This is a genomic window from Pseudoalteromonas sp. GutCa3 (genome assembly GCF_002836155.1).
Taxonomy (GTDB): Bacteria; Pseudomonadota; Gammaproteobacteria; order Enterobacterales; family Alteromonadaceae; genus Pseudoalteromonas; species Pseudoalteromonas arctica.
In genome coordinates, this window is the sequence record NZ_PJBK01000016.1 from 1 (window position 1) to 26,128 (window position 26,128).

Annotated in this window: 27 protein-coding genes and 1 pseudogene; 10 read left to right on the forward strand and 18 right to left on the reverse strand. The window is 39.9% G+C overall.

Annotation, left to right across the window (positions count from 1 at the left end; genetic code table 11):
- Positions 1-197: 197 nt before the first annotated feature.
- Both CXF64_RS01700 and CXF64_RS01705 read left to right on the forward strand, forming a co-directional pair.
- A pseudogene (locus CXF64_RS01700) lies at positions 198-392 on the forward strand (EF-hand domain-containing protein); the annotation flags it as partial.
- A 233-nt stretch (positions 393-625) separates the two neighbouring features.
- Entirely contained in the window at positions 626-1,573 is a 948-nt protein-coding gene (locus tag CXF64_RS01705) for a PDC sensor domain-containing protein (protein WP_101216136.1), read from the forward strand.
- Positions 1,574-1,608: 35 nt separating this feature from the next.
- Here the strand turns inward: CXF64_RS01705 and CXF64_RS01710 are convergent, their stop codons facing one another.
- Positions 1,609-3,228: a M28 family metallopeptidase gene (locus CXF64_RS01710; RefSeq protein WP_101216137.1), complete on the reverse strand. Its 1,620-nt coding sequence runs from the start codon at positions 3,226-3,228 to the stop codon at positions 1,609-1,611.
- 142 nt (positions 3,229-3,370) lie between these two features.
- On the opposite strand from CXF64_RS01710, the gene CXF64_RS20790 reads away from it, so the two are divergent.
- Positions 3,371-3,520: a hypothetical protein gene (locus tag CXF64_RS20790; RefSeq protein WP_165783596.1), complete on the forward strand. Its 150-nt coding sequence runs from the start codon at positions 3,371-3,373 to the stop codon at positions 3,518-3,520.
- A 106-nt stretch (positions 3,521-3,626) separates the two neighbouring features.
- Here the strand turns inward: CXF64_RS20790 and CXF64_RS01715 are convergent, their stop codons facing one another.
- Positions 3,627-3,866, reverse strand: coding sequence for an RNA recognition motif domain-containing protein (locus CXF64_RS01715; RefSeq protein ID WP_007585551.1), 240 nt, complete (start codon positions 3,864-3,866; stop codon positions 3,627-3,629).
- Between the two features lie 256 nt (positions 3,867-4,122).
- Between CXF64_RS01715 and CXF64_RS01720 the strand changes: the two genes are divergently transcribed.
- The gene (locus CXF64_RS01720; protein WP_101216166.1) at positions 4,123-5,409 is read left to right on the forward strand and encodes a VCBS domain-containing protein; all 1,287 of its coding nucleotides are present in this window, start codon (positions 4,123-4,125) and stop codon (positions 5,407-5,409) included.
- Positions 5,410-5,489: 80 nt separating this feature from the next.
- Here CXF64_RS01720 and lipA read toward each other — a convergent pair whose 3' ends face one another.
- The 13 genes from lipA to leuS form a co-directional block, all read right to left on the reverse strand.
- Positions 5,490-6,455 (reverse strand): lipoyl synthase, encoded by a 966-nt coding sequence (gene lipA, locus CXF64_RS01725; protein ID WP_002958515.1) that lies wholly within the window; start codon positions 6,453-6,455, stop codon positions 5,490-5,492.
- On the reverse strand, positions 6,452-7,105 hold the full coding sequence (lipB, locus tag CXF64_RS01730; protein WP_010554695.1) for a lipoyl(octanoyl) transferase LipB: 654 nt from the start codon (positions 7,103-7,105) through the stop codon (positions 6,452-6,454). The genes lipA and lipB overlap by 4 nt, the downstream gene beginning before the upstream one ends.
- A gap of 19 nt (positions 7,106-7,124) precedes the next feature.
- Complete coding sequence (gene ybeD / locus CXF64_RS01735; RefSeq protein WP_002958517.1) at positions 7,125-7,403, reverse strand: DUF493 family protein YbeD; 279 nt, start codon at positions 7,401-7,403, stop codon at positions 7,125-7,127.
- Positions 7,404-7,578: 175 nt separating this feature from the next.
- Positions 7,579-8,742, reverse strand: a complete 1,164-nt coding sequence (locus CXF64_RS01740; protein WP_010554697.1) for a serine hydrolase — start codon at positions 8,740-8,742, stop codon at positions 7,579-7,581.
- Between the two features lie 99 nt (positions 8,743-8,841).
- Complete coding sequence (locus CXF64_RS01745) at positions 8,842-9,606, reverse strand: septal ring lytic transglycosylase RlpA family protein (protein WP_101216138.1); 765 nt, start codon at positions 9,604-9,606, stop codon at positions 8,842-8,844.
- Entirely contained in the window at positions 9,606-10,712 is a 1,107-nt protein-coding gene (rodA, locus tag CXF64_RS01750; RefSeq protein ID WP_007585558.1) for a rod shape-determining protein RodA, read from the reverse strand. The genes CXF64_RS01745 and rodA overlap by 1 nt, the downstream gene beginning before the upstream one ends.
- Positions 10,709-12,577 (reverse strand): penicillin-binding protein 2, encoded by a 1,869-nt coding sequence (gene mrdA, locus CXF64_RS01755; protein ID WP_033012431.1) that lies wholly within the window; start codon positions 12,575-12,577, stop codon positions 10,709-10,711. The genes rodA and mrdA overlap by 4 nt, the downstream gene beginning before the upstream one ends.
- 9 nt (positions 12,578-12,586) lie before the next feature.
- Complete coding sequence (gene rlmH / locus CXF64_RS01760) at positions 12,587-13,057, reverse strand: 23S rRNA (pseudouridine(1915)-N(3))-methyltransferase RlmH (RefSeq protein WP_007585562.1); 471 nt, start codon at positions 13,055-13,057, stop codon at positions 12,587-12,589.
- A gap of 37 nt (positions 13,058-13,094) precedes the next feature.
- Complete coding sequence (gene rsfS / locus CXF64_RS01765) at positions 13,095-13,412, reverse strand: ribosome silencing factor (protein ID WP_007585564.1); 318 nt, start codon at positions 13,410-13,412, stop codon at positions 13,095-13,097.
- 55 nt (positions 13,413-13,467) lie between these two features.
- Positions 13,468-14,103 (reverse strand): nicotinate-nucleotide adenylyltransferase, encoded by a 636-nt coding sequence (gene nadD, locus CXF64_RS01770; protein ID WP_010554701.1) that lies wholly within the window; start codon positions 14,101-14,103, stop codon positions 13,468-13,470.
- 21 nt (positions 14,104-14,124) lie between these two features.
- Entirely contained in the window at positions 14,125-15,162 is a 1,038-nt protein-coding gene (holA, locus tag CXF64_RS01775) for a DNA polymerase III subunit delta (RefSeq protein ID WP_101216139.1), read from the reverse strand.
- Positions 15,162-15,653: an LPS-assembly lipoprotein LptE gene (locus tag CXF64_RS01780; RefSeq protein ID WP_101216140.1), complete on the reverse strand. Its 492-nt coding sequence runs from the start codon at positions 15,651-15,653 to the stop codon at positions 15,162-15,164. Before CXF64_RS01780 ends, holA begins: the two co-directional genes overlap by 1 nt.
- Position 15,654: 1 nt before the next feature.
- Positions 15,655-18,243, reverse strand: coding sequence for a leucine--tRNA ligase (gene leuS, locus CXF64_RS01785; RefSeq protein ID WP_007585573.1), 2,589 nt, complete (start codon positions 18,241-18,243; stop codon positions 15,655-15,657).
- Positions 18,244-18,439: 196 nt separating this feature from the next.
- Here leuS and CXF64_RS01790 point away from each other — a divergent pair, with 196 nt between their 5' ends.
- From CXF64_RS01790 to CXF64_RS01810, 5 genes are all read left to right on the forward strand, one after another.
- Positions 18,440-18,898 (forward strand): zinc ribbon-containing protein, encoded by a 459-nt coding sequence (locus tag CXF64_RS01790; RefSeq protein ID WP_007585575.1) that lies wholly within the window; start codon positions 18,440-18,442, stop codon positions 18,896-18,898.
- A gap of 77 nt (positions 18,899-18,975) precedes the next feature.
- A complete protein-coding gene (locus CXF64_RS01795; protein ID WP_232783776.1) occupies positions 18,976-21,396 on the forward strand; it encodes a Lon protease family protein in 2,421 nt (806 codons plus the stop codon).
- A gap of 2 nt (positions 21,397-21,398) precedes the next feature.
- The gene (locus CXF64_RS01800; protein ID WP_033012432.1) at positions 21,399-21,875 is read left to right on the forward strand and encodes an FKBP-type peptidyl-prolyl cis-trans isomerase; all 477 of its coding nucleotides are present in this window, start codon (positions 21,399-21,401) and stop codon (positions 21,873-21,875) included.
- A 25-nt stretch (positions 21,876-21,900) separates the two neighbouring features.
- Positions 21,901-22,155 carry a hypothetical protein gene (locus CXF64_RS01805; protein WP_002958531.1) on the forward strand — a complete coding sequence of 85 codons (255 nt, stop codon included), beginning with the start codon at positions 21,901-21,903 and terminating at the stop codon, positions 22,153-22,155.
- A 146-nt stretch (positions 22,156-22,301) separates the two neighbouring features.
- A complete protein-coding gene (locus CXF64_RS01810; RefSeq protein ID WP_101216142.1) occupies positions 22,302-22,838 on the forward strand; it encodes a hypothetical protein in 537 nt (178 codons plus the stop codon).
- A gap of 21 nt (positions 22,839-22,859) precedes the next feature.
- On the opposite strand, the gene CXF64_RS01815 is transcribed toward CXF64_RS01810, so the two are convergent.
- A complete protein-coding gene (locus tag CXF64_RS01815) occupies positions 22,860-23,384 on the reverse strand; it encodes a CIA30 family protein (protein ID WP_101216143.1) in 525 nt (174 codons plus the stop codon).
- An 82-nt stretch (positions 23,385-23,466) separates the two neighbouring features.
- On the reverse strand, positions 23,467-24,234 hold the full coding sequence (locus CXF64_RS01820; protein ID WP_024593877.1) for a hypothetical protein: 768 nt from the start codon (positions 24,232-24,234) through the stop codon (positions 23,467-23,469).
- A gap of 180 nt (positions 24,235-24,414) precedes the next feature.
- Here CXF64_RS01820 and CXF64_RS01825 point away from each other — a divergent pair, with 180 nt between their 5' ends.
- Entirely contained in the window at positions 24,415-25,503 is a 1,089-nt protein-coding gene (locus CXF64_RS01825; RefSeq protein ID WP_101216144.1) for an alkene reductase, read from the forward strand.
- 65 nt (positions 25,504-25,568) lie between these two features.
- Here the strand turns inward: CXF64_RS01825 and CXF64_RS01830 are convergent, their stop codons facing one another.
- Complete coding sequence (locus CXF64_RS01830; RefSeq protein ID WP_024591118.1) at positions 25,569-26,117, reverse strand: hypothetical protein; 549 nt, start codon at positions 26,115-26,117, stop codon at positions 25,569-25,571.
- Between the last annotated feature and the right edge of the window lie 11 nt (positions 26,118-26,128).

Sequence of the window (26,128 nt, forward strand, 5' to 3'; positions counted from 1 at the left end):
TTGTAACCTAGTGGGCTAAGTAAAAACCGAGCAACAAAGAGTTAATCGTCCCTAGAAAGAACCCAAAGGGCAGCGCATGTTTGGTATTTATGCTGCGTTATCGCCTATTTATGGGGAATAACCACACTACATAGGCTCTGCCTTGCCTAAAAACCAAACATACTGCTGCAAATTCACCCACCAAAGATCAACACGCCCTACCACTTGTAGCCCTTGCTTCTTCTTCAGCGGCGTTTGCTGCGGTAGATTTTGATTCTTTTGATACTGATGGCGACGGCGTAATTAGTAAAACAGAAGCCCAAGTAAACTCGCAACTAGTACAGCTTTTTGATCAATTAGATGCAGATGGAAATGGCGAATTATCTAAAGAAGAGTTTTCGAAGGTTCAGTAACAGGCTCTATATTTAAGTTAGTCGTAAAGCCTTACCAGTCATACTCACAAAGCAGCTAAGTAATTAATACTTAGCTGCTTTTTTGTGCATTTAATTTAATATATTACTTTTTAGTCACCAAAGTAGTGCAAAACACGAGTTTGAATATCATTAAGTTGCTGATTGTTAGGTTATTTTATTATTGGTTTTAAACTTGCAAATCTATTTATAACTTAGGTTAATGAGTATTTAAAATGGCGCGAATGAGTTATATCAGTAGTGTTGAGCGCTACCATGAATATGAGCATGTGATACACAGTTTACTTGAATCTATTTTGATGAGTATTGAGGATGGGTTAACTAAGGAGCGTGATACCCGCTACCTGATTAAGCAGTACCCATTTTTAGAATTACAATATTGTTTAAATGCAGAAGGTTTGCAGCAGGGTAATAATGTCTGCTTTAAACGGGCATATAGCAAAAAACTAGGTGAAAGTGGTAATCAACAAGATTTAAGCGAGCGCCCCTATTTTTTGAACGCTAAAACAAGTGATAGGGTGTGCTTTACTGATCCCTACATTTCTATAGCGACTAACCATTTATGTATATCGGCGATTAAAGAACTAAAAAAACCAATTAATAATCAACATTACTTGGTCGTTGATGTGAGCTTAACGCAGCTTATTGAGTTTGTAATGGGTGATACTGCGCGCGCTAATATGTCGCCTTACTTCAAAGCGGGTTACGGTATTATTGTTGCGTGCTTATTTTGCTTAGTATTATTTTTACTGAATATCGTTTTTAATGATATATACGCGCTATTAACCCATGTAGATATCTCATCAGACCCACTTGAACCCTTTAGTATCATTATTTACATCACCCTAGCATTAGCAGTATTCGATTTAGGTAAAACAATACTCGAAGAAGAAATCCTTATGCATAAGGATATTTTTAGGCACTCATCTACGCGTCGCACTATTACACGGTTTATATCTACCGTGTTGATTGCTATATCAATTGAGGCGCTGTTAACTATGTTTAAAGCGGCGCTGGGGCAATCGGAGTATTTAATGCCTGCAATAGCGATGATGCTTGCAGTGGTAGGGCTTTTAATTGCCTTGGCTATTTATGTTTATTTAGGGGCAAAGGCCGAAACGTTATTAATGCGGGCTCGTTTAAAACAAAAATCCTCCAAGTAGGAGGATTTTTATATTACATAACTATTAATAGTTATTTATTGCTTATCTTGCGTGCGTTTGGCTTTAAAGTCAGACTCGCTCGTCCACTTTGGCCAATCGCCATTGTTTGCAAGCTGTGTGGCTATATCAACAATAAGATCTATATCTTGCTTAACACCACCTAACGACCAATCAGCTGAGTAGTCGTCTGCTTCTTTATGGTACTTATGCGCAATGTACTCAGGATCGGTATCGCCCAGGCTCATAAATAATAAACTAGGCACGCCTTGCTTAGAAAGCGAGAAATGATCTGATCTAAAAAACAAGCCATTTTGCGGGCGAGGGTCCATTTTAACAACACGGCCTTGTGATTTTGCAGCCTTTGCTAAATAGTTTTCCATTGTCGATAAATCTTTACCGTATTGTAAAATGTAGTCAGTGCCATCAAGCACGTTCATGCCATCAATATTTAAAAGACCGACCATTTGTTTTGTAGGTACAACCGCACCCGATGCAAATTCTTCAGAACCAATTAACCCCGTTTCTTCTGCTGTAAAGTTAGCAAAAATAATTGAGCGTTTAAATGGTTTTTGCTTGTTCATTTTGCTCATGATGCGTGCTATTTCAAGCGTGGCTGCAGTGCCTGAAGCGTTATCTACTGCGCCGTTATAAATCTTAGGGCCAGTATCAGTTTGTTTAGTACCAAAGTGGTCCCAATGCGCGCTAATAACAACGTATTCGTTTGGTGATTCGCTACCTGTAATTTGTGCAACTACGTTATGTGATTTTGCATGAGATACTTCGTTTTTAAAGGCAAGGTTTGCTTTTAAGTTAAGTGGCGTCGCTTTAAAGTCATCATTTAATGCTGCTTGTTTTAAATCTTGATAGTTTAGCTCTGCGGCGTTAAACATTCTCTCAGTCGCATCAAGTGTTAGCCAGCCCATAACCGGTAATTTAGACGCGTTTAAATTGTTATCCATTAACGTGTATTTGGTGCCGGTGTTTGAACTTTCAACTACGCCCCAAGGGTATGCTGCAGGTGCGGTTTCATGAACAATAAATACAGCCTTTGCACCTTGGCGAGCGGCTTCTTCATATTTATAAGTCCAGCGACCGTAGTAGGTCATTGCATTACCAGTAAAAAGGGCATTGTTTTGAGTAGCAAAGCCTGGATCGTTAACTAGCACAACCACTGTTTTACCAGTTACATCAATATTTTTATAGTCATTCCAGCTATATTCTGGCGCATTAATACCGTAGCCCGCAAATACAATGTCAGAGCTTCTTACATCAATTAATGGCTGAAGTTGCTCGGTACGTGCGGTAAAGTCTTTGCCTGATTCAAAGCTCAAATCACCTACCTTTAACTGCATGTCCTGATTAGCTGTCACCATTGCCATTTTTACAGGCTGTAAGTATTTACCTTTATAAGCACCGGTTAAACCCAGCGCTTTATATTGCTCGCTTAAGTAGCCTACTGTTTTCACTTCGCCATGAGTAAGCGGGCCTCGGCCTTGAAAGTCATCAGAGGCTAGCGTTTTAATATGCTGTTTAATATTGCTAAGGCTTACACCGGCTGTATTTTCTAATGGGGTTTGTTCGCTTGCAGGCTCTGAGCAGCCAAAGAGTGCAACTAGCAGGCTTAGGCTAGCGCTTTTTAAAAGAGTAGATGCCATAGTCTTCATATTGTTATTTAAATAGGCTTTCAATATAAAGGAAGCACCGCAGCGATGTCGAATTTTTATAGAGAACTTTTCATTCAATTGCAGATTGATTTTATAAGGTGTATAAATAACGAACAACCTAAAGGAGCACATAATGAACCAATGTAAAAAAAGTGGGTATTTATTTATAGCTAGTGGCATTGCATTTTTTGCTGCTGCAATATTAGCTGAGCAGGAGACATTTTTTGTGCTGTCTGCTTCTTTTATAATATTGGGCACTATAAGTATAAAAAAAGCGGCTTAATAACCGCTTAGTTTTTTTAGCTAAATATAAAGCTTAAATACAATACTTGGCACTAAAAGCAAAAAACCAGCATTAGCTGGTTTTTTAGTATAAGTTGCAGTTAGCTTTATGCGTCTGCAAGCTTTACGCGGATCTTACTTTTATCAACAGTAGATTGGTTAAGTGCTTTAATGGCGCTTTTACTTTCTATGTCGTTTGGCATTTCTAAAAAGGCAAAGCCTTTAGATTGGCCAGTTTCTTTATCAAGTACCAAGTTGCAGGTAGTCACTTTACCGTGCTCTGCAAATAAAGTACGAAGCTCATGCTCAGTGGTAGCACGAGACAAGTTACGAACTAATAGTTTCATAATGAACCTAAATAATTATGTCAGTACTAATTATCTCAAGTAACTCAGCTTTAACCTAATTTTATTTTAAAACATATATAAATAAACGTTCTATAGGAATAATTGTTTGTATCACACTGAAAAAACATAGCTTTTATAATTTTAAATGGATTGCCATTAAATTGGTCATGTTAATTGGTAATTGAGTTGTGGTTATTTGCATAGTTAATTGGTAAGTTTATGTTTTATTAACTTACTATTAACTATAAAGCTAACAATGCCTAAATATAATCTTAAACTGCGTAATGTAATTACAACCGCACTTCTATCTTGTTTAGTTGTTGGTTGTGGCAGCTCTGGCTCTGATTCTACGGTGCAAAATAATGAAGCGATTACTTTAAAAACTCCAGCAATAATTGGTGGTAATAGCCGAGGCGAAGTTATTAGTGATAGTAATGATGCAATAACAGGCTCATTAACCATTACTGATCAACAATCCGGTGAGGCTGCTTTTATAGCACAAGAAAATAGCGCTACAAGCTATGGTTTTTTTAGCTTAAATGCTGGTGGAAATTGGTCATATACACTTGATGATTTAAACGCTTCAATAACATCTTTAAGTGAAGACGAAACACTGCAAGACACAATAACAGTAAACTCTTTAGATGGTACTGGCGCACAAATTATCATAACAATTGTTGGTGCACCAATAACTCAAGCTGATGGCTTTGAGAGCATCTCGCACGTGTTATTGCAATCAGATGGCGTAGATTCGGGACTTGACGCATACACACTTATTGAAAATGCATTCGGCGAAGGGTCAATTGAATCTCCAGACTTATACGCTAGCAATCATGAAAGTGTTGTCCATATTATCGAAGATACCGATACGATAATTGGTAACCATTTTGTATTTTTAGCCCACCGAGATGATGACCAAGATAAAGACAAAGGTGCAAGTGACAGGCAACGCAACGAAATAAAAACCTACGATAAATCACCGCAAGAAACACTGGCGTTTGAGGGTGAGACATTTCAATACAGCTGGAAATTTAAAGTAAGTAGCGAGCTTGAGCTTACGAGTAAGTTTAGCCATTTTTTTCAAATAAAAGCCCGTAACGAGAGTAACGACAACACCAATGGTAATGACGATCAGCCTATTATCACTCTCTCAGGAGCGCAAAAAAATAGTACAGGCAATCAACTGCAAGTGCGGTATAGCGCAGGCTTTGACGAAAACGGTAACAGCACGGGTCTTGATAAAAACTTAATTGAAACCGACTGGTCTTTAATTACAGATGAATGGGTCGAGGTATTTGTACAAGCTACATTTAGTGAAAGTGGTAAGCTTGATATGACATTAACGCGCTTAAGCGACAACGCAGAGATATTTAATATAAGCGAGCAAAACATAGATATGTGGCGTGGCTTTAATGATGATGATTTTGCTCGTCCTAAGTGGGGAATATACCGCTCAATTGTTGAAACCGACAGCCTTCGAGTTGATGAAGAACGTGTTAGGTTTGCTGATTTTTCTATCACAAGAGGTAAGTTAGCGCAGTAAGCTATTTTATCAATTAGCATGAAAAAGCCGTTAATAATTATGCATTATTAACGGCTTTTTTTATTCTTTGATAAAAGTGGTTATTTTACTTCTTTGCCCGCTGCTTGTTGATCAGCATGGTAGCTTGAGCGTACAAACGGACCTGAAGCCGCGTGAGTAAAGCCAATTTCGTCTGCATACGCTTTTAAGCCGTCAAACTCTACTGGTGGCACGTAGCGTTTAACCGGTAAGTGATGCTTAGAAGGTTGTAGATATTGGCCTACAGTTAGCATGTCAACGTTGTGTGCACGTAAATCGCGAAGTACTTCTTCAATTTCGCTAATTTCTTCACCTAAACCTACCATTAAGCCTGATTTAGTTTTAACTTCTGGGTGAGCTTCTTTAAAGCGACGAAGTAATTCTAATGACCATTTGTAGTCAGCACCTGGGCGAGCTAGTTTGTATAAACGTGGCGCAGTTTCAAGATTGTGGTTAAACACATCTGGTGGCGTCTCGATTAATATTTCTAATGCGCGGTCCATACGACCACGAAAATCAGGTACTAAAATTTCGATAGTGATAGTTGGATTATGTTTACGAATCTCGCGAATACAATCGGCAAAATGCTGAGCACCGCCATCTCGTAAATCATCACGGTCAACTGAAGTGATTACAACGTAGCTTAGCTTCATATCTTTTATAGTAAGTGCTAGCTTTTCAGGTTCAGTGGCATCAGGTTTTAATGGGCGACCATGGGCAACATCACAAAATGGGCAACGACGAGTACAAATAGCACCTAAAATCATAAAGGTAGCTGTACCGTGGTTAAAGCATTCAGATAGGTTAGGGCACGAAGCCTCTTCACATACCGAGTGTAAGCCATGCTTACGTAGCGCTTTTTTAATGCCGTCAATGCGATCGGTTGATTTAGGTAAGCGAATTTTTAACCATTCTGGCTTACGCAACATTTCAGTTTTTTCTGTAGGTAAAACTTTTACTGGGATCAACGCCATTTTTTCTGCGTCGCGTAGTTTTACACCTGGTTCCATTTTGACTGGTTTATTCATTCGTTTTCAAACCCTTCAGTATGCTTAACCTGTGTTGCATTAAGCTTCTTGATCATGTGTTTCACCAATCCTTCACCTGCACTTTCTAGGTTTTGAGGACCATCTAATTCTTTAGTTTGCACCATATTCATGCCCGCATAACCACATGGGTTAATGCGTAAAAATGGACTTAGGTCCATGTTAACATTTAATGCTAAGCCATGAAACGAGCAACCACGACGAACTCGTAATCCAAGGGATGCAATTTTGCTGTCGTTAACGTAAACACCGGGTGCATCAGCTTTAGCATAAGCTTCAATACCATACTCGGCGAGTGATTCAATAATGCACTCTTCAAGCCATGTAACCAATTCACGTACACCAATCTTTAAACGACGTAGATTAAATAATACATACATCATTTGCTGGCCAGGGCCGTGATAAGTTACTTGTCCACCACGGTCAACTTTAATCACCTCAATGTCGCCAGGAGCTAGTAAGTGTTCGTCCTTACCAGCCTGACCTTGGGTGAATACACTCTCGTGCTCTACAAGCCAAATTTCATCTGGCGTATTTTCATCACGGGTGTCGGTAAAGTCCTGCATTTTTTGCCAAATTGGCATATAACGCTGACGACCCAGTTGGCGTACGATCAAAGTGTTTTCGTTCACAACAAATCTCAACTATGGCTTAAAGCATGTGGCGTACGTCATCAATATTGCTGATCACGTTGTAAATTTCTTCAATGTGTTTGCCACTGGTAACCGTTGCTACAAGGCTTACTGACTCGTAATTACCTTTGCTGCTTGGTTTTACTTTAGGGGCGTAATCGCCAGGTGCTATTGGTTGTAACTTAGCTAAAATTTGATCAGTTAAGTTTACATTAGCTAAACCCATTATTCTGAATGTAAATGGGCAAGGGTACTCTAGGTACTCATCAAATTTAGTATCTTTAACAGGTTGAACCACGACGGTGACTCCTCATACAAAAGTGTGGACTCTATGCAAGCTCGAAGCTTAATACAGATAGGCAATTAGCAGTCTTGCTTATATGGGGCGCATTCTAACATTTTTCAAGTAAAAAAAAACGCCTCACAGTGGAGACGTTTAAATTAGTTACCCTAGTTAATAGGGGAGCTATAAATTACTGCATGATCTGTAAACGTAAGTAATCATAAATTTTGCTAAAGAAGCTGCCTTCTTCCACTTCTTCAAGTGTTACCAGTGGGTATTGAGCAATATCTTCGCCCTCTAGTTGTAAGAATAACGTACCTACTTTAGTACCTTTAGCAAGTGGTGCTTCAAGTGTGTTATCTAGCTCAAAGTTAGCTTTAAGGTTTTTATGCTGACCACGTGGGATAGTAATCGGTGTATCTTCTAAAATACCTAAAGATACATTTTCTTTGTTACCCATCCAAATACGTTGTTCTGCAAAGCTATCGCCTGCTTTGTACGGAGTAATTGTTTCATAAAAACGAAAACCATAGTTAAGTAGTTTTTTACTTTCTACTTTACGAGCTCGTTCGCTGGTAGTACCCATAACAACAGCAATTAAACGCATATCGTTTTTAGTTGCTGAGGTAACTAGGCTGTAGCCAGCTTCTGATGTATGACCAGTTTTAATACCGTCAACATCTAAGCTTTCGTCCCACAATAATGAGTTACGGTTATATTGCTTAATGCCGTTATAAGTAAACGATTTTTGCTTATAAAGTGCATATTCATCTGGCACATCACGAATAAGTGCAGCACCAAGTGTCGCCATATCGCGAGGCGTTGTGAAGTGCTCGTCAGTATCAAGGCCGTGGCTGTTGATAAAGTGGCTGTTGCTCATACCTAATTTAGCAGCATGGGCATTCATTAAATCAGCAAATGCGCTTTCGCTTCCAGCAATATGCTCAGCCATTGCAACACATGCATCATTACCTGATTGGATAATAATACCGTGGTTAAGCTGATCAACACTAATTTGCTTACCTACTTCAATAAACATCTTTGAAGATTCTGGGAAGTTTTTAGCCCATGCTTTTTCGCTTACCGTTACCATATCGGTAGTGGCAATATTACCTGCTTTAATTTCAGTACCAATTACATAACTGGTCATCATTTTAGTTAAACTTGCAGGTGCTAGCTGTGTATCGGCTTCACCTTCAGCAATAACTTTACCTGTTGTAAAGTCGACCAAAAAATAACCTTTTGCATTAACTTGAGGTGGTGCCGGAATAATTTGGGCGCTGGCTGAAAATACGGCGGCTGTACAAACTAGGCCGCATACACCTTTGAGGATTTTATGTTTAATAGATTTCATCATACTCATTAATGGTTAAAGTTAAAGATTCGCGTTACGCCATTTTATACCCAAACCAGCCCAAGATGCGAGCATCCTGGGGTAGTTTGGGTATTAGTCTTACTGAGTGTAAAGCAAGAACGCGTTTTGAAATTGATTTTGTTTTAATTTTTTTAATACTTCGTCTGCATGAGGGGTGTCTTTTATTGGCCCTAAATGCAGTCTGTAAATGTCGTCTTTTTGAACGATATTTGTTGGTAATTTGTATTGCTCTCGCAATGTGCTGGCAAGCGCTTCAATATTAGCAAGTGTACTACCTGCAGCTACCTGAATATAGGTTTGACGCGCAGTTGCGCCCGCAAGCGTAACGGCTTCTAGCTTAACCTTTGCTGTACCATGGGTGTAATAGCCAAGCTTGTAAGCGGCTGCGTACGAAAGGTCAATTATTCTATCGTCATGAAACGGGCCCCGATCGTTCACGCGAACGATTACCGATTTACCATTTGCTGTATTGGTTACTTTAACAAAGCTAGGTAGTGGCAGCGTTTTATGCGCTGCGGTCATGGCAAACATATCATACGTTTCACCATTTGAAGTGTGATAACCATGAAATTTACGACCATACCAAGAGGCAATGCCTTCTTCACTAAAGCCTGTTTCATCAAGCATGGGTGAATAACTTTTACCAAGCACTGTATATGGGCGACTAGCGCTGGCGCTTTTAGTTACTTCGGTAACTATAGCGTCTTGCATCTCAAGTGTAGTCGGGGCTCTAAGTGGTGCTGCATCATGGCGCATGCTATAGCGGCTACTAGAGCCGCTACTACATGCATTTAAAAGCAAAATTAATAACGTGGTAAATATAAGCTGATTAGTGTGTCGCATTATTTTAAAAGCATCCTTTTATCTGTTGCGATTGACATAATAATGCCAAATCCTGCCATTAACGTCACCATCGATGTACCACCATAACTAATCAGTGGTAAAGGTACGCCTACAACAGGTAATAAACCCGATACCATGCCTATGTTTACAAATACGTACACAAAAAAGGTGAGGGTGAGTGCGCCTGCGAGCAATTTACCAAATGCATCTTGTGCATTAACAGCAATGTATAAACCACGGCCAATAATAAATAAATAGAGACTAAGTAAAACACATACGCCAAATAAACCAAATTCTTCGCTTAAAACCGAAAATATAAAGTCGGTGTGGCGCTCTGGCAAAAATTCTAGTTGCGATTGCGTACCAAGCAGCCAGCCTTTACCTTCTATACCGCCTGAGCCAATAGCAATTTTAGATTGAATAATATGATAACCCGAACCGAGCGGATCGCTCTCAGGGTCTAAAAAGGTGAGTACACGCTGCTTTTGATAATCGTGCATACCGTAGTGCCAAAATGGCCATGCGGCAAGCGCTACAATAGAGCTTAAAAAGCCGATTAAACGCCAACTTAATCCAGACAAAAACAAAACAAATATACCTGAACTTGCAATAAGTATAGCGGTACCTAAATCGGGTTGTTCTTTAATTAATAATGTAGGGAGCATTACAATCATAAAGCCAATAATTAAGTGCATTGGCCGAGGAGGTAAGTGGTTACGCCCTATATACCAAGCTACCATCATCGGGACTGCCAACTTCATTAATTCTGCAGGTTGAAACCGTGTAACACCTAAATCAAGCCAGCGCTGCGCGCCTTTTGAGCTTACGCCAAATAAAAGTACACCCACTAGCATTAATAAACCAACGCAATAAAGTGGGATCACTAAACGCTTTAATGTGGCAGGCGAAAATTGGGCCAAAACAACCATAGCAACAACCGCACCGCCCATACGAGTCATGTGCCTAATCATCATTGAAGAGTCTTGGCCGCTTGCGCTGTAAACAACCATTATGCTACCAGCCATCATTATGAGTAATGCAATAAGCAGTGGTAGGTCTAGATGCATACGCATCCAAATAGAGCGTTTATCGTGCAAAGCGGTCATGGTGTATCGTTCCTTGCAAGATTAACTGGATTGGCTGCAAAGTAGTAATCCATAAGTTGGCGAGCAATTTGAATACCACCGTGGTTGTTTTCTAATACAACAGAAACCACAATTTTAGGATCGTTGTAAGGTGCAAACCCTACGTAAATTGTGTTGTCACGCTGGCGCTCTTTAAGCGATTCTGCATCGTAGCGTTCACCTTGGGCAATACTAACTACCTGTGCAGTACCCGTTTTACCAGCCGAGTCGTAGTTAGTGCCTTTAAATGCTTTGTGCGCTGTGCCTGATATTTTTTGAACTGTATTATGCATTGCATCTAACGATACCTGCCAATGGCGTGGATCTTTTAAAATAACAGGAGGTTTTTCTTCGTTGTTAATTTGCGTTATGTCGCTATCTTTTTTTATTACTTGCACCAAATGAGGTGGATGATTAATACCACGATTAACTAATATGTTAGTCGCATTTGCAATTTGAATTGGTGTAGCAGTCCAGTAACCTTGACCAATACCTACCGAAATAGTATCACCACGCCACCAAGACTCTTTAAAGCGTCCTTCTTTCCATTCTTTTGAAGGTAGAATAGCAGTAGTTTCTTCATGAATATCAATACCTGACAAATCGCCGTAGCCAAAACGGGCCATAAAATCACTGATTTTAGTAATGCCTAATCGATAAGCCGCATCGTAAAAATAGGTATCGCACGACTCTTCAATCGCCTTGTATACATCCACATGACCATGGCCCCAACGTTTCCAATCTCGCCATTTGTGTTCAACATTTGGAATTTGAAAAAAACCAGGATCCCACATTGATGTTGATTCATTTACTATATTTTCTTCAAGCGCTAATACAGCCATTAAGGGCTTTACCGTAGAGGCAGGCGCATAACGACCTTGCGTAGTACGGTTTATTAGCGGACGGTCTTGGTTAAGTAACGCTTTATAATTTTTGCTGCTAATGCCGTGTACAAATAAATTTGGGTCGTAACTTGGGTTTGAATAAAGTGCCAGCACGCCACCATCTTTTGCATCCATAACTACAACAGCGCCACGCATATCTTTAAGCCCATGCTGTGCAATTTGTTGCAAGCCAATATCTAAGGTAAGTACTAAATCGCTACCAGGTTGTGGCTGGGTCATGCTTAGAGTGCGAATTACACGGCCACGGTTATTAACTTCTACCCGTTGTGAGCCCACTTTACCGTGCAATGTTTCTTCATAGTATTTTTCTAATCCGAGCTTGCCAATATCATATGTAGCACGGTAATTGGTTGCACGATCTTCTTGTTCTAATTGGTTTAGCTCTTTTCTATTAAGCTTGGCAACATATCCAAGCGCATGCGTTAGCGTGTCACCAAATGGGTAGTAGCGAGCCAGACGTGCCTCAATACTAAAACCAGGGAATTTATGTTGATTAACCGAAAATTTCGCCACTTCTGTTTCGTCTAAGCGGGCTTTTAATACTTGTGATTTAAAACGACGGGTGTGTTTTATATCTTTTAAAAAGTCTTGTTTATCTTGCTCTGTAATCGCAATTATTTTACTTATTTGATCAAGCGATTCGTCAAGGTCATCTACCTCTTCGGGGATGACTTCAAGGTTGTAAACAGGTTTGTTTTCAGCAAGTAGCACACCGTTACGGTCGTAAATTAAACCACGGTTGGGTGCAATAGGAATAACTTTAATGCGGTTATCGTTGGAGCGGGTTTGGTAGTCTTGGTGATCTTCTACCTGAATAGTATAAAGATTAGAAAGTAATACAGCGACTAATCCTAATACAAAAACAAAACCCACGAATGCTCGCCTAGCAAATAAGTTTGCTTCTGCGGAGTGGTCACGAATAGTGGGTCTATGTTTTAGCATGGCAAGGGGTTACTCGCGATGATAAGGATGGTTGTTATTTAAGCTCCAGCCTCGGTAAAGGCTCTCTGCAACAATTATACGCACCAAAGGGTGCGGCAATGTTAAATTAGATAACGACCATTTTTGCTCAGAAGCTGCAATGCACTCTGGAGCAAGTCCTTCAGGTCCGCCAATAAGTAAACTTACATCGCGGCCATCGAGTTGCCATTTTTCCATATTTTTAGCAAGTTGGTGAGTATCCAGCGCTTTCCCTGTTACCTCTAACGTTACAATACGATTGCCTTTTGGAATAGCCGCTAATGTTTTTTCACCTTCAATGTGTAAAATACGTTTTATATCTGCATTTTTACCACGTTTTCCGGCTTGAATTTCAATTAACTCTAGGGCCATATCTTTAGGGAAACGTCGCTGATATTCTGCAAATCCCGTTTCTACCCATGCTGGCATTTTAGTACCAACAGCAATCATTTGTATTTTCACGTATTACTTCCAAGCATTGTCTAAAATGAGTGAGCGTTTAGCCCCACAGTTTTTCTAGATCGTAATAGCTACGTGCTTCGTTTTGCATCACGTGTACAACCACATCACCTAAATCAACCAGTGCCCATTCGCCGTCGCCTTCACCTTCATAACCTAATGGCTCTGAATCTGCATGACGCGCTTCTTTTGCTAAGTGATCGGCAATTGACTGTACGTGGCGTTTAGAAGTACCAGAACAAATTACCATGTAATCTGTGATATCTGATGTTCCAGTAACGTCAATATGAACGATGTCACGCGCTTTCATATCGTCAATTTTGTCCATAGCAAAGGCGAGTAGTTGTTTTGAATCCAAGGTTTTGTCTCAATTTAAAAATTTAATGGCGCGCATTTTAACACGCTAGGAGTTTTTAAGCATCAATTTGATAGAGCTGATGCACTTCTATGTAATGACTCACTGCATCGGGCAATAGTTCATTCTTTTTATTACTTTTTTTCAGTTGTTCGCGAATGGTGCTTGAGGCCGCATCGAGCATTTCGCCCGGTAAAAAATAAAGTTTACCTGCAAGTGAGTGTTTAAGTGCCGCTACTTCGTCGGCATTTGCGCGTTGCATATAGCTTTTGAGCTCACCTGTTATAGTGCAATGTTGAGCAGGGCGCTGGTACACCACAATATGGCAAAGCTGCGTTATTGCCTTCCACTCAAACCACTTATCTAGGTTGTTAAATGAGTCCATACCAATTAAAAATAAAATAGGTGTAGTGGGGTGTTCTTTACGAAGTTCTTGTAAGCTCAGCAACGAATACGATGGACCGGTTCGATTAAGTTCTCTTAAATCGAGTTCAAAATGAGGATAAGGAGCAATAGCTGCGTTGAGCATATTAATTCGGTGCTCTGCACTAATACCCGGAGCTGCTTTATGTGCAGGTAATGCACAGGGCATAAAATAAAGCGTATCTAAATTAAACGCATTTACGCATTGCTGCGCCATATTTAGATGGCCTAAATGGACTGGGTCGAAAGTGCCACCAAAAATTGCGATCATTTAACACCCATTAGCTATTTATTAATTAACCGCGTGGCACGGCATAGGAATGTTGAGCGGCTGGCAAAATTTAATACAAATATGAGCAAGCGCTTGGTAAGGTGCAATTAAATTACCTTGCTTGTAACTGGCATCAAACAACGCAACATCACTGTTTATTTGTTCTAGTGTGTGCATGTTTAAACGGTTAATAGCATTTTGAACTGGACCTTGTTGGTTTTTCCAAATTGCTTTTTGTTTAAATAAATTAGCGATAGGTTCGCCATTTAATAAACCAACTTGCACACTTATAAGTGTATTAAGCTCTTTGGTTATAGCCCACAAAATACTCACCACTTCGGTGTTATCGCTGGCAAGTTTGTTTAATACTTTTATAGCTTGTTTGGCGTGACCATTTAATAGCGCATCGCTTAAATCAAAAATATCAAACTTGGCTTGGTTTAACAGACCTTGCATTACTAATTGCTGAGTAATTAATGCATTGCCGTGCAGTAGCGAGAGCTTCTCAAGTTCCTGAAAACAGGCTAACAAGTTGCCTTCGGTGGCATTTATTAAGCTTACTTTGGCGTCGCTTTGCATATTAAGTGATAAACGTTGGCATTGCTCATCAAGCCATCGTTTTACATGAGAGCCCGTAAGCGGGTAGCAAGGTACAAATACACCTTGCTTATCAAGAGCTTTAAACCATGCTCCACGTTGTACTTCTTGGCTGGCTTTAGCGCCTTTAACAATTAAAATAGTATCGGGATTAACCAGTTCAACTACTTTTTTAAAGGTGTTGCTGCCAATAACGCCTGGCTTTTGTTGGTTTAAATCAAGCTCAATAATAGTGCGGGCGCTAAACAGCGACATACTTTGGTACTGGGCTATAATTTCTTGCCAATCGAATCCTTGCATTAAAGTAAACTTAATTACTTCATCAAAACCTTGTTGCTTAGCACTGTCGCGAATTTGTTGTACGCACTGCGCTTCTTGAAAAGGCTCTTCTCCAAATACTAAATAAAAGGGCTTTAGCCCTTTATTTAATTCACTCGGTAGTTGATTAGCATAGCAGCGCATTATAGTTGCGACAGCTCTCTAACAATACGACGACTGGCTTGCTCACGAATTTCGCTAATAAGTAGCTCAAGCTCTTTTGCTTTTGCTAATGCATGATCCGGATCGTCTTGGTAATTACGGTAAAGCTCAAAACGTTTTTCTATCGCTTTTTCACCTGGGCGTTTAACTACATACGATACGCCATAAGCGAGCTCATATTCAGCAACTTGGCCGTTTTGGAACAGCGAGAGTGTTTGGCGTTCAATGCTTTCTTTGCGTAAATACAATTGGGCTTTATCTTTAGCTGACGATACTAACTCTACGTTACTCGCTTGAAGCTCTTTTTTAAGCTCAGTGAATAAAGTCGATTTTTCGTCATCGCCTACAAGTGTTAGCTGTTTTAAGTTATCAGGCAGGCTAGAGGCTTTTTTTAAATGAAAGCCACAGCTTGATAACAAAAAACAGACTAGCACTAAGGCTAGTCCATTTTTAATGGCGTTAAATGCAGCCATATTAGTTAGCTACCACGTTAAGTAGTTTGCCTGGTACGTAAATGATTTTACGAATGGTTGAGCCATCAGTAAATTTAGTTACGTTAGATTCTGCAAACGCAAGGGCTTCTACTTGCTCTTGAGTTGCACCAGCTGCCACTGTTAACTTAGCGCGAAGCTTGCCGTTTACTTGTACGATGATTAGTTTTTCATCTTCAACAAGTGCAGACTCGTCAACTTTTGGCCATGCAGCATCTAAAATCTCGCCTTTTTTACCAAGCTCTTTCCAAAGCTCATGCGATAAATGCGGAGTAATAGGTGCAAGCATAATAACTAATGCTTCAAGTGCTTCGTTAGCAATCGCTACATCTTGTTTGTCGCTCAGTGGTGCTTTTAATAACTTATTAGAAAGCTCCATAATGGCTGCAATAGCGGTGTTAAAGGTTTGACGACGTTCAACATCATCAGTCACTTTAGCAATTGCTTTGTGTAAGTCGCGACGTAGTACTTTTTGCGGGTTAGTTAGCGCTGATTTATCAAGTGCTTGGTAACCTACTGTTTTAACGTCTACCGCGTATTTCCATACACGTTTTAAGAAACGATGCGCGCCTTCAACGCCTGAGTCTGACCATTCAAGCGTTTGCTCTGGTGGTGCTGTAAACATCATGAATAAACGCACTGTATCTGCACCATACTGGGCAATTACATGTTGTGGGTCTATACCATTGTTTTTAGACTTAGACATTTTGCTCATGCCTGATGAGAATACCGGCTCACCGTCTTCCTTGTGCCATGCTTTAGTAACGCGGCCTTTTTCGTCGGTTTCGGTGTTTACATCAGTTGGCGAAATCCAAATATCGCCGCCTTTTTCATCTTTACGATAAAATGTTTCAGCAAGTACCATACCTTGACAAAGTAAGCGGTCAAACGGCTCGTCTGAATTAACTAAACCAAAGTCACGTAATAATTTATGGAAAAAGCGTGAGTACAATAAATGTAAAATTGCATGCTCAATACCACCAATGTATTGGTTTACTGGTAACCAGTAGTTAGCAGCCGCTGGATCTAGCATGCCTTCGTCGTAGCGTGGGCTACAGTAGCGTGCGTAGTACCAAGACGATTCCATAAAGGTGTCAAACGTATCAGTTTCGTGAAACGCAGGTGCGCCATTTACTGTTGTTTTAGCCCACTCTGGGTCTGCTTTAAGTGGTGAAGTTACACCGTTCATTACCACATCTTCTGGTAAGCGAACTGGTAGCATATCTTCTGTTGCAGCAAGTTCTTTACCATCTTCATCGCTAAGCATTGGAATTGGAGAACCCCAATAGCGCTGACGGCTCACACCCCAGTCACGCAGGCGGAAGTTTACTTTACGCTCACCAACACCGAGTGCTTCTAATTTATCGGCAATCGCTTTAAAACCAGCTTCAAAATCAAGGCCGTTAAATTCACCCGAATTTACAAGTACGCCTTTATCGGTAAATGCTGATTCTTTTAGGTTTACTTCAAGATCTGAACCTTCAGCAGGCGCAATGACTTGTTTTATATCTAGGCCGTACGCTGTTGCAAACTCAAAGTCGCGTTGATCGTGTGCAGGTACTGCCATTACAGCGCCTGAGCCATAATGCATTAATACAAAGTTAGCAACCCAAATTGGTACTTGCTCGCCCGTTAATGGGTGAGTGGCGTAAAAGCCTGTTGCTATGCCTTTTTTCTCCATTGTTGCCATGTCTGCTTCGGCAACTTTGGTGTTTTTGCATTCTTCAACAAACATTGCAATAGCATCGCTATTTTTAGCGGCTTCTTGTGCAATAGGGTGACCACCAGCAACAGCAACATACGTAACACCCATAAAGGTATCTGGACGTGTTGTGTATACGCTGAAAGTTTCGTCGTTATCGGTGCGTTTAAATTCAATATCACACCCTTCAGAGCGGCCAATCCAGTTGCGCTGCATTGTTTTAACTTGCTCTGGCCAATCTTCTAACTTGTCTAAATCGTCAAGTAGCTCTTGTGCGTAGTCGGTAATTTTAATAAACCACTGTGGAATTTCTTTTTGCTCAACCACAGCGCCTGAACGCCAACCGCGACCGTCAATAACTTGCTCGTTAGCGAGTACTGTTTGATCTACTGGATCCCAGTTAACTGTCGACATTTTTTTATACACTAGGCCTTTTTCGTAAAGCTTAGTGAAAAACCACTGCTCCCACTTGTAGTATTCTGGATGACATGTCGCAATTTCGCGATCCCAGTCATAACCAAAACCTAATTGCTTAAGTTGAGTACGCATGTAATCAATATTTTCGTATGTCCACTTAGCTGGTGCTGTTTTGTTTTTAATAGCAGCGTTTTCTGCAGGTAAACCAAACGCATCCCAACCCATAGGTTGCATTACGTTTTTGCCTTGCAGGCGCTGGAAACGAGAAACAACATCACCAATGGTGTAGTTACGCACATGACCCATATGCAGTCGACCACTCGGATAAGGGAACATAGAAAGGCAGTAATACTTTTCTTTGCTCTCATCTTCAGTGACTTTAAATACCTGGTTTTCTTCCCAGTAGCTTTGTACTTTTGACTCTATATCTTGCGGGTTATATTGCTCTTGCATCTATGGTTCCAGACTTCTTGCAAACTAATAAAAAATTGCCGTTAGGATACCCCAAATAAAACACTATTCACAGCGTCAAAAACATGCTTTTATTAAATTGTAACTTTCAGTGCAGGTTAACCTGCCTTTTTATAGTGTGGTTAGCTAAAGGCATAAGTTACAGACTGATTTAACAGCAATTTTGAAGGAGTAAAAAATGACTGATTACAAAACATGGCTTAGCAGTTTTACCCATTGGATAAAAGATGTGAAAGAGCATGGTTTAAAAGATGTGGTTTCTGGGTTTGTTGAATCTGAGCAGGCGCTTAAAGATTTAAGTCAAGAAAGATATGAGCTCTACAAAAGTTATTTAAAGAATGATATTGAACATATAGTAGAGAACGAATCACACTATAATTCGCTTGCATGGCAAGAGCTTAAAGAGTCTCTTTGGTTTGAACTGTCGCACATAGAAGATAAAACTCAACTTGAGTGGCAATCTCTTAGCCAAGATTTTAAGCACAATGGTGTGTATCACGCAGGCGAATGGATAGCCATGGGCACATTAGTATGTAAGAATTGCACCCATAGTTACGATGTTTATCACGCTACACAAATTACACCGTGTATTGAATGTGATGGAATCTATTTTAGTCGTAAGGCACTGCACCCTTAAATATAAGTATTAAGTGGCTGCGGGCCACTTAATACGCCCAAAGGCCAGCGAATATGCTGGTAAAAAAAGAAGTTAGAATGACGAAAAAATTGCTGCCACTATCTGTTTCAAAACTCGCACCGAGTATTTCTACTAATCACATAAACACGTGTATGAACAATCCATACCCAGAGCAACTTACGTTTATAGGCCAACAACGCGCCCAAAGTGCTTTAGATTTTTCATTAGGGATGGAACTGCCGGGTTACAACGTTTATGTAATGGGCGAGGCCGCTCACGGGCGCTTTACGCTTGTTAAAGATAAACTTAAACAACACGCAAAAGACCGCTCAACGCCAAACGAATGGTTATACGTAAACAATTACGATGACCACAGAGAACCTATTGCGCTGTTTATGCAACCAGGCCAAAGCAAGCAACTTAGTGACGATATAGATTCATTTTTAGATGAAGTACTCGACACCTTTCCTGCGGCATTTGATAACCCAGCGTATCAGCGTAAGAAAAAATCAATCGATCGTGAATTTAACGATGCCTACGACAGTGCTATTACCGCAGTAGAAATTGCGGCGTTTGAGCAAAGCGTTGCATTAGTTGAAGAAAAAAATTCAGTAGGGTTTGCACCACTTGTAGATGGTAAACAATTAAGCGACAGCGAATTTGGCGAACTTGAAGAAACGTTACGTGAAGAGTTTTTTGAAAAAATTGAAAAGCTAGAAGATGCATTAATAGAAGCGTTAATAGAGCTGCCACGTTGGAAACGCGAATCAAAAGAAAAACAACGCAACCTTAAAAAATCGACTGCTGAGCAAGCCACTAAACCACTTTTAAAAGACTTAGAACATAAATATGCCACGCATATTGGTGTACTGCGCTATTTAAAAGATATACGCGTTGAAATTATAGACGCGGTACTTGAATGGCTAGATGACGAAGATGAAAGTGAAGAAAGCAAAGAAGACTTTGATCGCAAAGGCATGCTTACCGACTTTTTTGCACCTAACATTTTAGTTGAGTTTAAAGAGGACGACGCAGCACCGGTTGTGTACGAGCCTAATCCAACGTTTGGCAATATATTTGGCAAAATTGAGTACTCAACATCGCAAGGCTCTTTAATTACCTGTTATCGCTCAATTCAGGCTGGTGCATTGCATCGTGCTAATGGCGGTTATTTAATTATGGACGCTGAAAAAATCATGGCAAATCCACAAGTGTGGGATGGTTTAAAACTCGCGTTAAAAACACATCAAATTAAAAACGACTTACCGTATCAAGACAGCACAGTAGGGACTAGCTTTACACTTCGCCCGCAGCTTATACCGCTTGATGTTAAAATTATTTTATTAGGTTCGCGCGAGTTGTACTACACCATAGGTGAATACGACGAAGAATTTGCAGAGCTATTTAGAGTATTAGCCGACTTTGATTACTACTTGCCAAGTAGCGATAAATTGCAATACCAGTTTATTACTAAAGTGAATGAATATTGCGAGCAAACATTAAAGTGCACTGCAACGCAGGCTGCTATGGTGCGTTTACTTAAATTTAGTTACCGCCAAGCTGAGCATCAAAATAAATTATCAGCGCGTTTTGCTGATGTACTTGAACTTATTGCAGAAGCTAGTTACTACGCAAAGCAAGACAAATTAGCCGTTATTGACGCGCACCATATTGACGAAGCCATTGAAGGCAAGCAATACCGTACCGGCCAAATTAGCGAAAATATGCTCAGTGATATAAAAGAAGGTCACACACTTATTGCAACCGACGGCCAAGCCATTGGTAAAGTAAATGGCTTAACCGTATTACACATTGGCGATACCTCATTTGGTACCCCTGCGCGTATTACGGCAACTGTTTATGCTGGCGCCGATGGCGTAATAGATGTTGAACGCGAAGCTGAGCTTGGTAAAGCAATTCACTCAAAAGGTGTAATGTTGCTTACCGGTTATTTAGGTAATAAATATGCGCAGCACTTTAGCTTAACGCTTAGCGCTAATATTGCCATTGAGCAAAGCTATGGTTACATAGATGGCGATAGCGCATCTTTAGCAGAGTTGTGTGCGCTTATTTCGTCTATTACAAGCCTACCTATTAGCCAATCAATTGCGCTTACAGGCTCTATTAATCAACACGGCGATGTACAAGCCATTGGTGGAGTAAACGAAAAAATAGAAGGCTTTTTTAAACTGTGTAAAATGCGTGGTTTAACAGGTTCGCAAGGCGTTATCATTCCTAAATCAAACCAAGTTAACTTAGTGCTTGATGACGAAATACTTAATGCAGTTGAAGCGGGTAAATTTAATATTTACGCAGTTGAAACCGTAGACCAAGCGCTTAACTTGTTAATGGATATAGAAGCTGGCGATATTATTGATGACCAGTATCCAGAAAACTCAGTAAACGGTATTGCACTTGCTCGCCTTAAAGAGATTGCCGACATAGTAAACGGCGATGATGACGAAAAAGACGAAGAGCTAGACAACGAAAAAGGTTAATGATGATTAATATAATTTTGGCGGTAGTTATCGCCATTTTTTGTTTTTTAATATTTCAAAATAGTAAAAAAGCAAAACAACAAGCAGGCATAAATGCACAAATAGGTGCAGATTATTTAGCCGCTAACTCAAAGGTAGAAGGCGTAGTAGAAACGACTTCTGGCTTGCAGTATAAAGTAATCCATAAAAGCGAAAACGAAAACACACCAACCCCAAAAAGTATGGTTAACGTGCATTACCACGGCACACTAATCGACGGCACTGTGTTTGACAGTTCAGTAGAGCGTAAAACACCTATTAGCTTTGGTTTACACCAAGTTATTAAAGGCTGGACTGAGGGTTTACAACTTATGAGCCCCGGCGATAAATACACGCTATATGTACCGCACCAATTAGCGTACGGCGAAAAACGTGTAGGGAGTATTCCTCCTGCCTCAGTACTTATATTTGAAGTAGAGTTACTGGCAATTGAGTCTTAGTGATCAAATAACAAGGAAGTAAATTATGAATAAAGACGAATTACTTAAAATAGCCAAGGGTGATATTAACTTTACCTTTCAATCTATTATTTATGCATTAGCGCTATGCTTACTAGTTGCAGCTGTTTTTTTACTAGAGATGAGCGTTAACCTACAAATGGGTTTAATAGTTTGTATTATCGGTGTGTTTGGAATGACTATTTATAATAATTTAAATACTCGCCTAAATGCGGCGCTTGCACTTATTGCGCTCTCACAAGATAACCAAAGTACTAAGTAAGCAACGAGTTAGTTTAATAAATTGGTATAAGCCCTACTTTAATAAAGTGGGGCTTTTTGCTTTTAGCTAACATTAAAATTTATTCAAGGATTTTAATACGAGGTCGATACCTATAATAGTTACAAAGCTATTTTAGGGATAAAATAATGAAGATTTCACCGACTCCCATTCCATACCAAGTATACAGCTCAAATACTCAAACTTTAGCGCAATCAGATAAACTACCTGTTGAAAAAGCGAGTGAAGAAAAGAGCGAGGAAGAAAATGAGGAAGAGCCAAAATATGTGTTATCAAAGTTTCTAGATACCAAAGCGCAAGAATATAGTGAAGATAACGCAACGTTTGGCAATCAATATAAAAACCTAGAAAAAGTATACAAGCACTTCACTGGGCGAGTTATTGCGCTGCAAGAACAAATTAACAAACTTAAACAAAGCCCCGTACAACGTAGTTTAACTATAAATACTTCTGCAAGTGAGCTAAATAAAAGTGATGCGAGTTTAACTCTAGATGCAGAGCACTTAGGCTCTAAAAAATATAAAAATACGCAACAGCAAGAACAAATAGATATGTTAGAGCTGCAATTAGGGGAGTTAAAGTCAGAGCAAGCAGCAATAAAACAACAAATGGTTGAGCTGGTTATTAGTGAAATGAAGAGGCGGGGCGACGACTATACTATTTAGCGCCACCAACATGCTGGTGGGTTAGCTTTTAAACTCAATTTTACCCACTTCAAGTTTAAACCTACCTTCTTGCTTACCTGCAATCATAAAGCCTAGCTGTTTTATATCATCAAAATCAATAATCGGTTGTTGCTCAAGCACGCGGCCGCGATACGTTAAAGTAAAATCACTCGGAGCAAAGTTTATATCTACCCATTCATTTTTTACTGTTTTAAATGAGTGGGTGTACGCTGCGCCATCAAGGTAATTGGTAGTTCTGAGCCTAAGCTGATAGGTTTGTCCATCGCCTTTAACGCGCAGTGCTATAGCTTTAGTATTTTGGCTTTGTGTATTTAGCTCTGTACGTATTGATGCAAAACCGCCGTTATTATCAAGCGAAACATTGCCTGTAAAAAGCAAACTTTCTTGAGTTTGTGTTACTTGGCTATTAGATACACCGCCCATTACTGAGTCGTTAACAACGTACCAGCGCTGGTTTGCACTCGCTTGTGCACTTACAACTAATAAATTAAATACAAAAAGTGATGATAGTTGCTTTGTTGTCATACGTGTTTCCTAATTGGCATTAAGTAAGTGGAGTACTTATAACAAATACGTTTTAATAACGTATTTGTTCACTAATTTAAAACTAATTATTTTTACGAGCCCACTTATCCATAATTTTATTAAATAATATTTCATCATCAGTTTGCTCACCAGGGCAGGTCTGCGCGCTACCTTGAGGCATGCCATTACTACCAAATACGGTTGAAGTATCAATTAAATAGCATTTACCGTTAAATTTTTCTAATCGTCGTGTGCCTATTGTATTTTGGCTAATAACTTCTGATTTTTGTGATTTAACCGGTGATTTAATTGTGGGGGTGGCAGCTATTGCATCATCAGTACTATCTGAGTTATCTGCTTCGCCAAACGTGACCATTTTTTTATGCGTTAAGTTATTTATAGGTGCGCCATAAATAGGCGCATACGGGTTAAGTTTTTTAAACGTTTGCGTGTTGGTATTAATGGTGTGGGCAGGGGGTTGAGGTTTATTTGTAATAGTGAGCTTTGTTACTGTTGTTGTTTTTGGTTTTTCGTCACGTTGTTTGGGTGCTTTAGTAACTTGTGTTTGAGTTGTAGGTGTTTTATTAGTGCTTATAGATTCAGGTACTTTTTTTACCTCTAACTTTGCAGGCTCAGCAATCGGTGCGTTAGTGGTGGTGTTAACGGTGCTTAACTTAGGTTGCGTTGATAAGTTAACCATTACATAAGCGTTTATTACGGTGTCTTTTTTTGTTTGAGGTACTTCAACTTTTATTTTTTGCGAAAGTAATTTATGTGAAAGTAATAAGTATAGCAACACGCCATGTATACATAACGAGATAACCCACGGCCACGCATTCCCTTTATTCACATCAAACCCTCAACTTAATAGTGCTGTTAAGAGTCAATAAAATACATTTAGTTCACCTAAAGTTAATGTGTTTTACTTTGTAGCTTTATTGCAGATACAACAAAACTATTTTGCAGTTTTTGTGGTTTTTGCATGTGCTTGGTTACGTTATTATGAGCGCAATCAAACTTAGGAGGCATTATGACATTACTTTTTGAACCAATAGAACTTGCAGGTAAAACATTAAAAAACCGTATTGTTATGCCCCCAATGACTCGCTCGCGTTCAACACAGCCTGGCGATATAGCTAACGACTTAATGGCAACATATTACGCACAGCGCGCAAGTGCCGGGCTAATTGTAAGCGAAGGCACACAGATTAGTGAACTTGGCAAAGGCTACGCTTGGACTCCGGGTATTTATTCAAATGAGCAAGTTGTAGGTTGGAGTAAAGTAACCAACGCAGTGCATAGCGCTGGTGGCGTTATGTTTGCTCAGCTTTGGCATGTTGGCCGTGTAACTCATAGTGACAACACCGGTGGCGTGCAGCCTATTTCAGCCTCGGCGATTGCTGCAAAAGACGTAAAAGTATTTGTAGATACAAACGGCGCACCGGGGTTTGTAGACACCCAACTCCCACGCGAAATGAGCAAACAAGATATTACGCATGTCATAGGCGAATTTCGCCAAGCTGCTAAAAATGCAGTTAATGCAGGATTTGATGGCATAGAGCTTCATGCTGCTAATGGTTACCTTATTAACCAATTTTTAGACTCAGAATCAAATGCTCGCACCGATGAATATGGTGGCAGCGTGCAAAATCGTATACGCTTTTTAATTGAAGTGGTAAATGCTGTTAGCGACGAAATTGGTAGCAGCAAAGTAGGCGTAAGACTAGCCCCGTTAACAACTCTTAATGGCACAGTAGACGAAAACCCTGAGGAAACTTATTTAGCGGTTTCTGAGGCATTAAATAAAGCCGGTGTAGGTTACATGCATATAGCCGAAGCCGATTGGGATGACGCACCTTTGATGAGTGTTGAGTTTAAATACGCTATTCGCAAAGCCTACAGCGGTGTATTAATTTACGCAGGCAAGTACACAAAAGAGCGCGCAGACAAAGCACTTAGCGAAGGCTGGGCCGATATGATTGGCTTTGGTCGCCCATTTGTATCAAACCCAGACTTACCAGCACGCTTAAAGCAAGGCAAGCCTCTTAACAGCCATAACCCCGACACTTTGTTTGGTGGCGCAGAGCAAGGCTATACCGATTATCCAGTTACAAATTAAATTTATATATAAATAAGGAGCTGTAGCATACAGCTCCTTATTTGTTTTAATTACACTGAGAGTACTTACTTAATTGCAGTAATAAACTCCTCGTCAGAATACAAGTTCTTAAGTAATTTTTGAACAAGCTCTACATAGCTTCGTTGACCATTTGGGATTGCAATTGCGCCAATAAATGAAGAGTCGAAATCATGTTCAGCTGAAATTACTTTTTCAAATAAAATTGCATCGTCCTCTGAAACAACAAAATTTACTTTTATAAATGAATTCCCCTCTGAGAACCCTGTTACATCAATATCTTGGTCAATAACCTTGCCAGTCACTTGCTTTTTAGCAACACCAGACCAAAGTTTAGCCAGTTTTAATTCTTGTATTAATGCGCTCTCAATATATTCGCCATAGCTGTTGCCTACAGATGAAACAAGAGGAGAGCCTCGAAGTGATATCTTATTTAATTTTTTTTCAGATTCAATTTTTCCGACTGAGACTGGTGTATTAGACTCTTCTTTTAGTTTAGAAACGTTACTGATATCTGCACTATAAGGTGGAACTTGAATGGTACATGCACTTAAAAATAAAGCCGCGATTAAACCTAGTGAACTTTTATACTTCATTTTATTTCTGT

Excerpts from the sequence above, each read along its gene's own strand:
- CXF64_RS01705 (WP_101216136.1), top strand. The coding sequence starts at position 626 with ATGGCGCGAATGAGTTATATCAGTAGTGTTGAGCGCTACCATGAATAT.
- CXF64_RS01710 (WP_101216137.1), bottom strand. The coding sequence starts at position 3,228 with ATGGCATCTACTCTTTTAAAAAGCGCTAGCCTAAGCCTGCTAGTTGCA.
- CXF64_RS20790 (WP_165783596.1), top strand. The coding sequence starts at position 3,371 with ATGAACCAATGTAAAAAAAGTGGGTATTTATTTATAGCTAGTGGCATT.
- CXF64_RS01715 (WP_007585551.1), bottom strand. The coding sequence starts at position 3,866 with ATGAAACTATTAGTTCGTAACTTGTCTCGTGCTACCACTGAGCATGAG.
- CXF64_RS01720 (WP_101216166.1), top strand. The coding sequence starts at position 4,123 with ATGCCTAAATATAATCTTAAACTGCGTAATGTAATTACAACCGCACTT.
- lipA (WP_002958515.1), bottom strand. The coding sequence starts at position 6,455 with ATGAATAAACCAGTCAAAATGGAACCAGGTGTAAAACTACGCGACGCA.
- CXF64_RS01740 (WP_010554697.1), bottom strand. The coding sequence starts at position 8,742 with ATGAAATCTATTAAACATAAAATCCTCAAAGGTGTATGCGGCCTAGTT.
- CXF64_RS01745 (WP_101216138.1), bottom strand. The coding sequence starts at position 9,606 with ATGCGACACACTAATCAGCTTATATTTACCACGTTATTAATTTTGCTT.
- rodA (WP_007585558.1), bottom strand. The coding sequence starts at position 10,712 with ATGACCGCTTTGCACGATAAACGCTCTATTTGGATGCGTATGCATCTA.
- mrdA (WP_033012431.1), bottom strand. The coding sequence starts at position 12,577 with ATGCTAAAACATAGACCCACTATTCGTGACCACTCCGCAGAAGCAAAC.
- nadD (WP_010554701.1), bottom strand. The coding sequence starts at position 14,103 with ATGATCGCAATTTTTGGTGGCACTTTCGACCCAGTCCATTTAGGCCAT.
- holA (WP_101216139.1), bottom strand. The coding sequence starts at position 15,162 with ATGCGCTGCTATGCTAATCAACTACCGAGTGAATTAAATAAAGGGCTA.
- CXF64_RS01780 (WP_101216140.1), bottom strand. The coding sequence starts at position 15,653 with ATGGCTGCATTTAACGCCATTAAAAATGGACTAGCCTTAGTGCTAGTC.
- leuS (WP_007585573.1), bottom strand. The coding sequence starts at position 18,243 with ATGCAAGAGCAATATAACCCGCAAGATATAGAGTCAAAAGTACAAAGC.
- CXF64_RS01790 (WP_007585575.1), top strand. The coding sequence starts at position 18,440 with ATGACTGATTACAAAACATGGCTTAGCAGTTTTACCCATTGGATAAAA.
- CXF64_RS01795 (WP_232783776.1), top strand. The coding sequence starts at position 18,976 with ATGACGAAAAAATTGCTGCCACTATCTGTTTCAAAACTCGCACCGAGT.
- CXF64_RS01800 (WP_033012432.1), top strand. The coding sequence starts at position 21,399 with ATGATTAATATAATTTTGGCGGTAGTTATCGCCATTTTTTGTTTTTTA.
- CXF64_RS01805 (WP_002958531.1), top strand. The coding sequence starts at position 21,901 with ATGAATAAAGACGAATTACTTAAAATAGCCAAGGGTGATATTAACTTT.
- CXF64_RS01810 (WP_101216142.1), top strand. The coding sequence starts at position 22,302 with ATGAAGATTTCACCGACTCCCATTCCATACCAAGTATACAGCTCAAAT.
- CXF64_RS01815 (WP_101216143.1), bottom strand. The coding sequence starts at position 23,384 with ATGACAACAAAGCAACTATCATCACTTTTTGTATTTAATTTATTAGTT.
- CXF64_RS01825 (WP_101216144.1), top strand. The coding sequence starts at position 24,415 with ATGACATTACTTTTTGAACCAATAGAACTTGCAGGTAAAACATTAAAA.
- CXF64_RS01830 (WP_024591118.1), bottom strand. The coding sequence starts at position 26,117 with ATGAAGTATAAAAGTTCACTAGGTTTAATCGCGGCTTTATTTTTAAGT.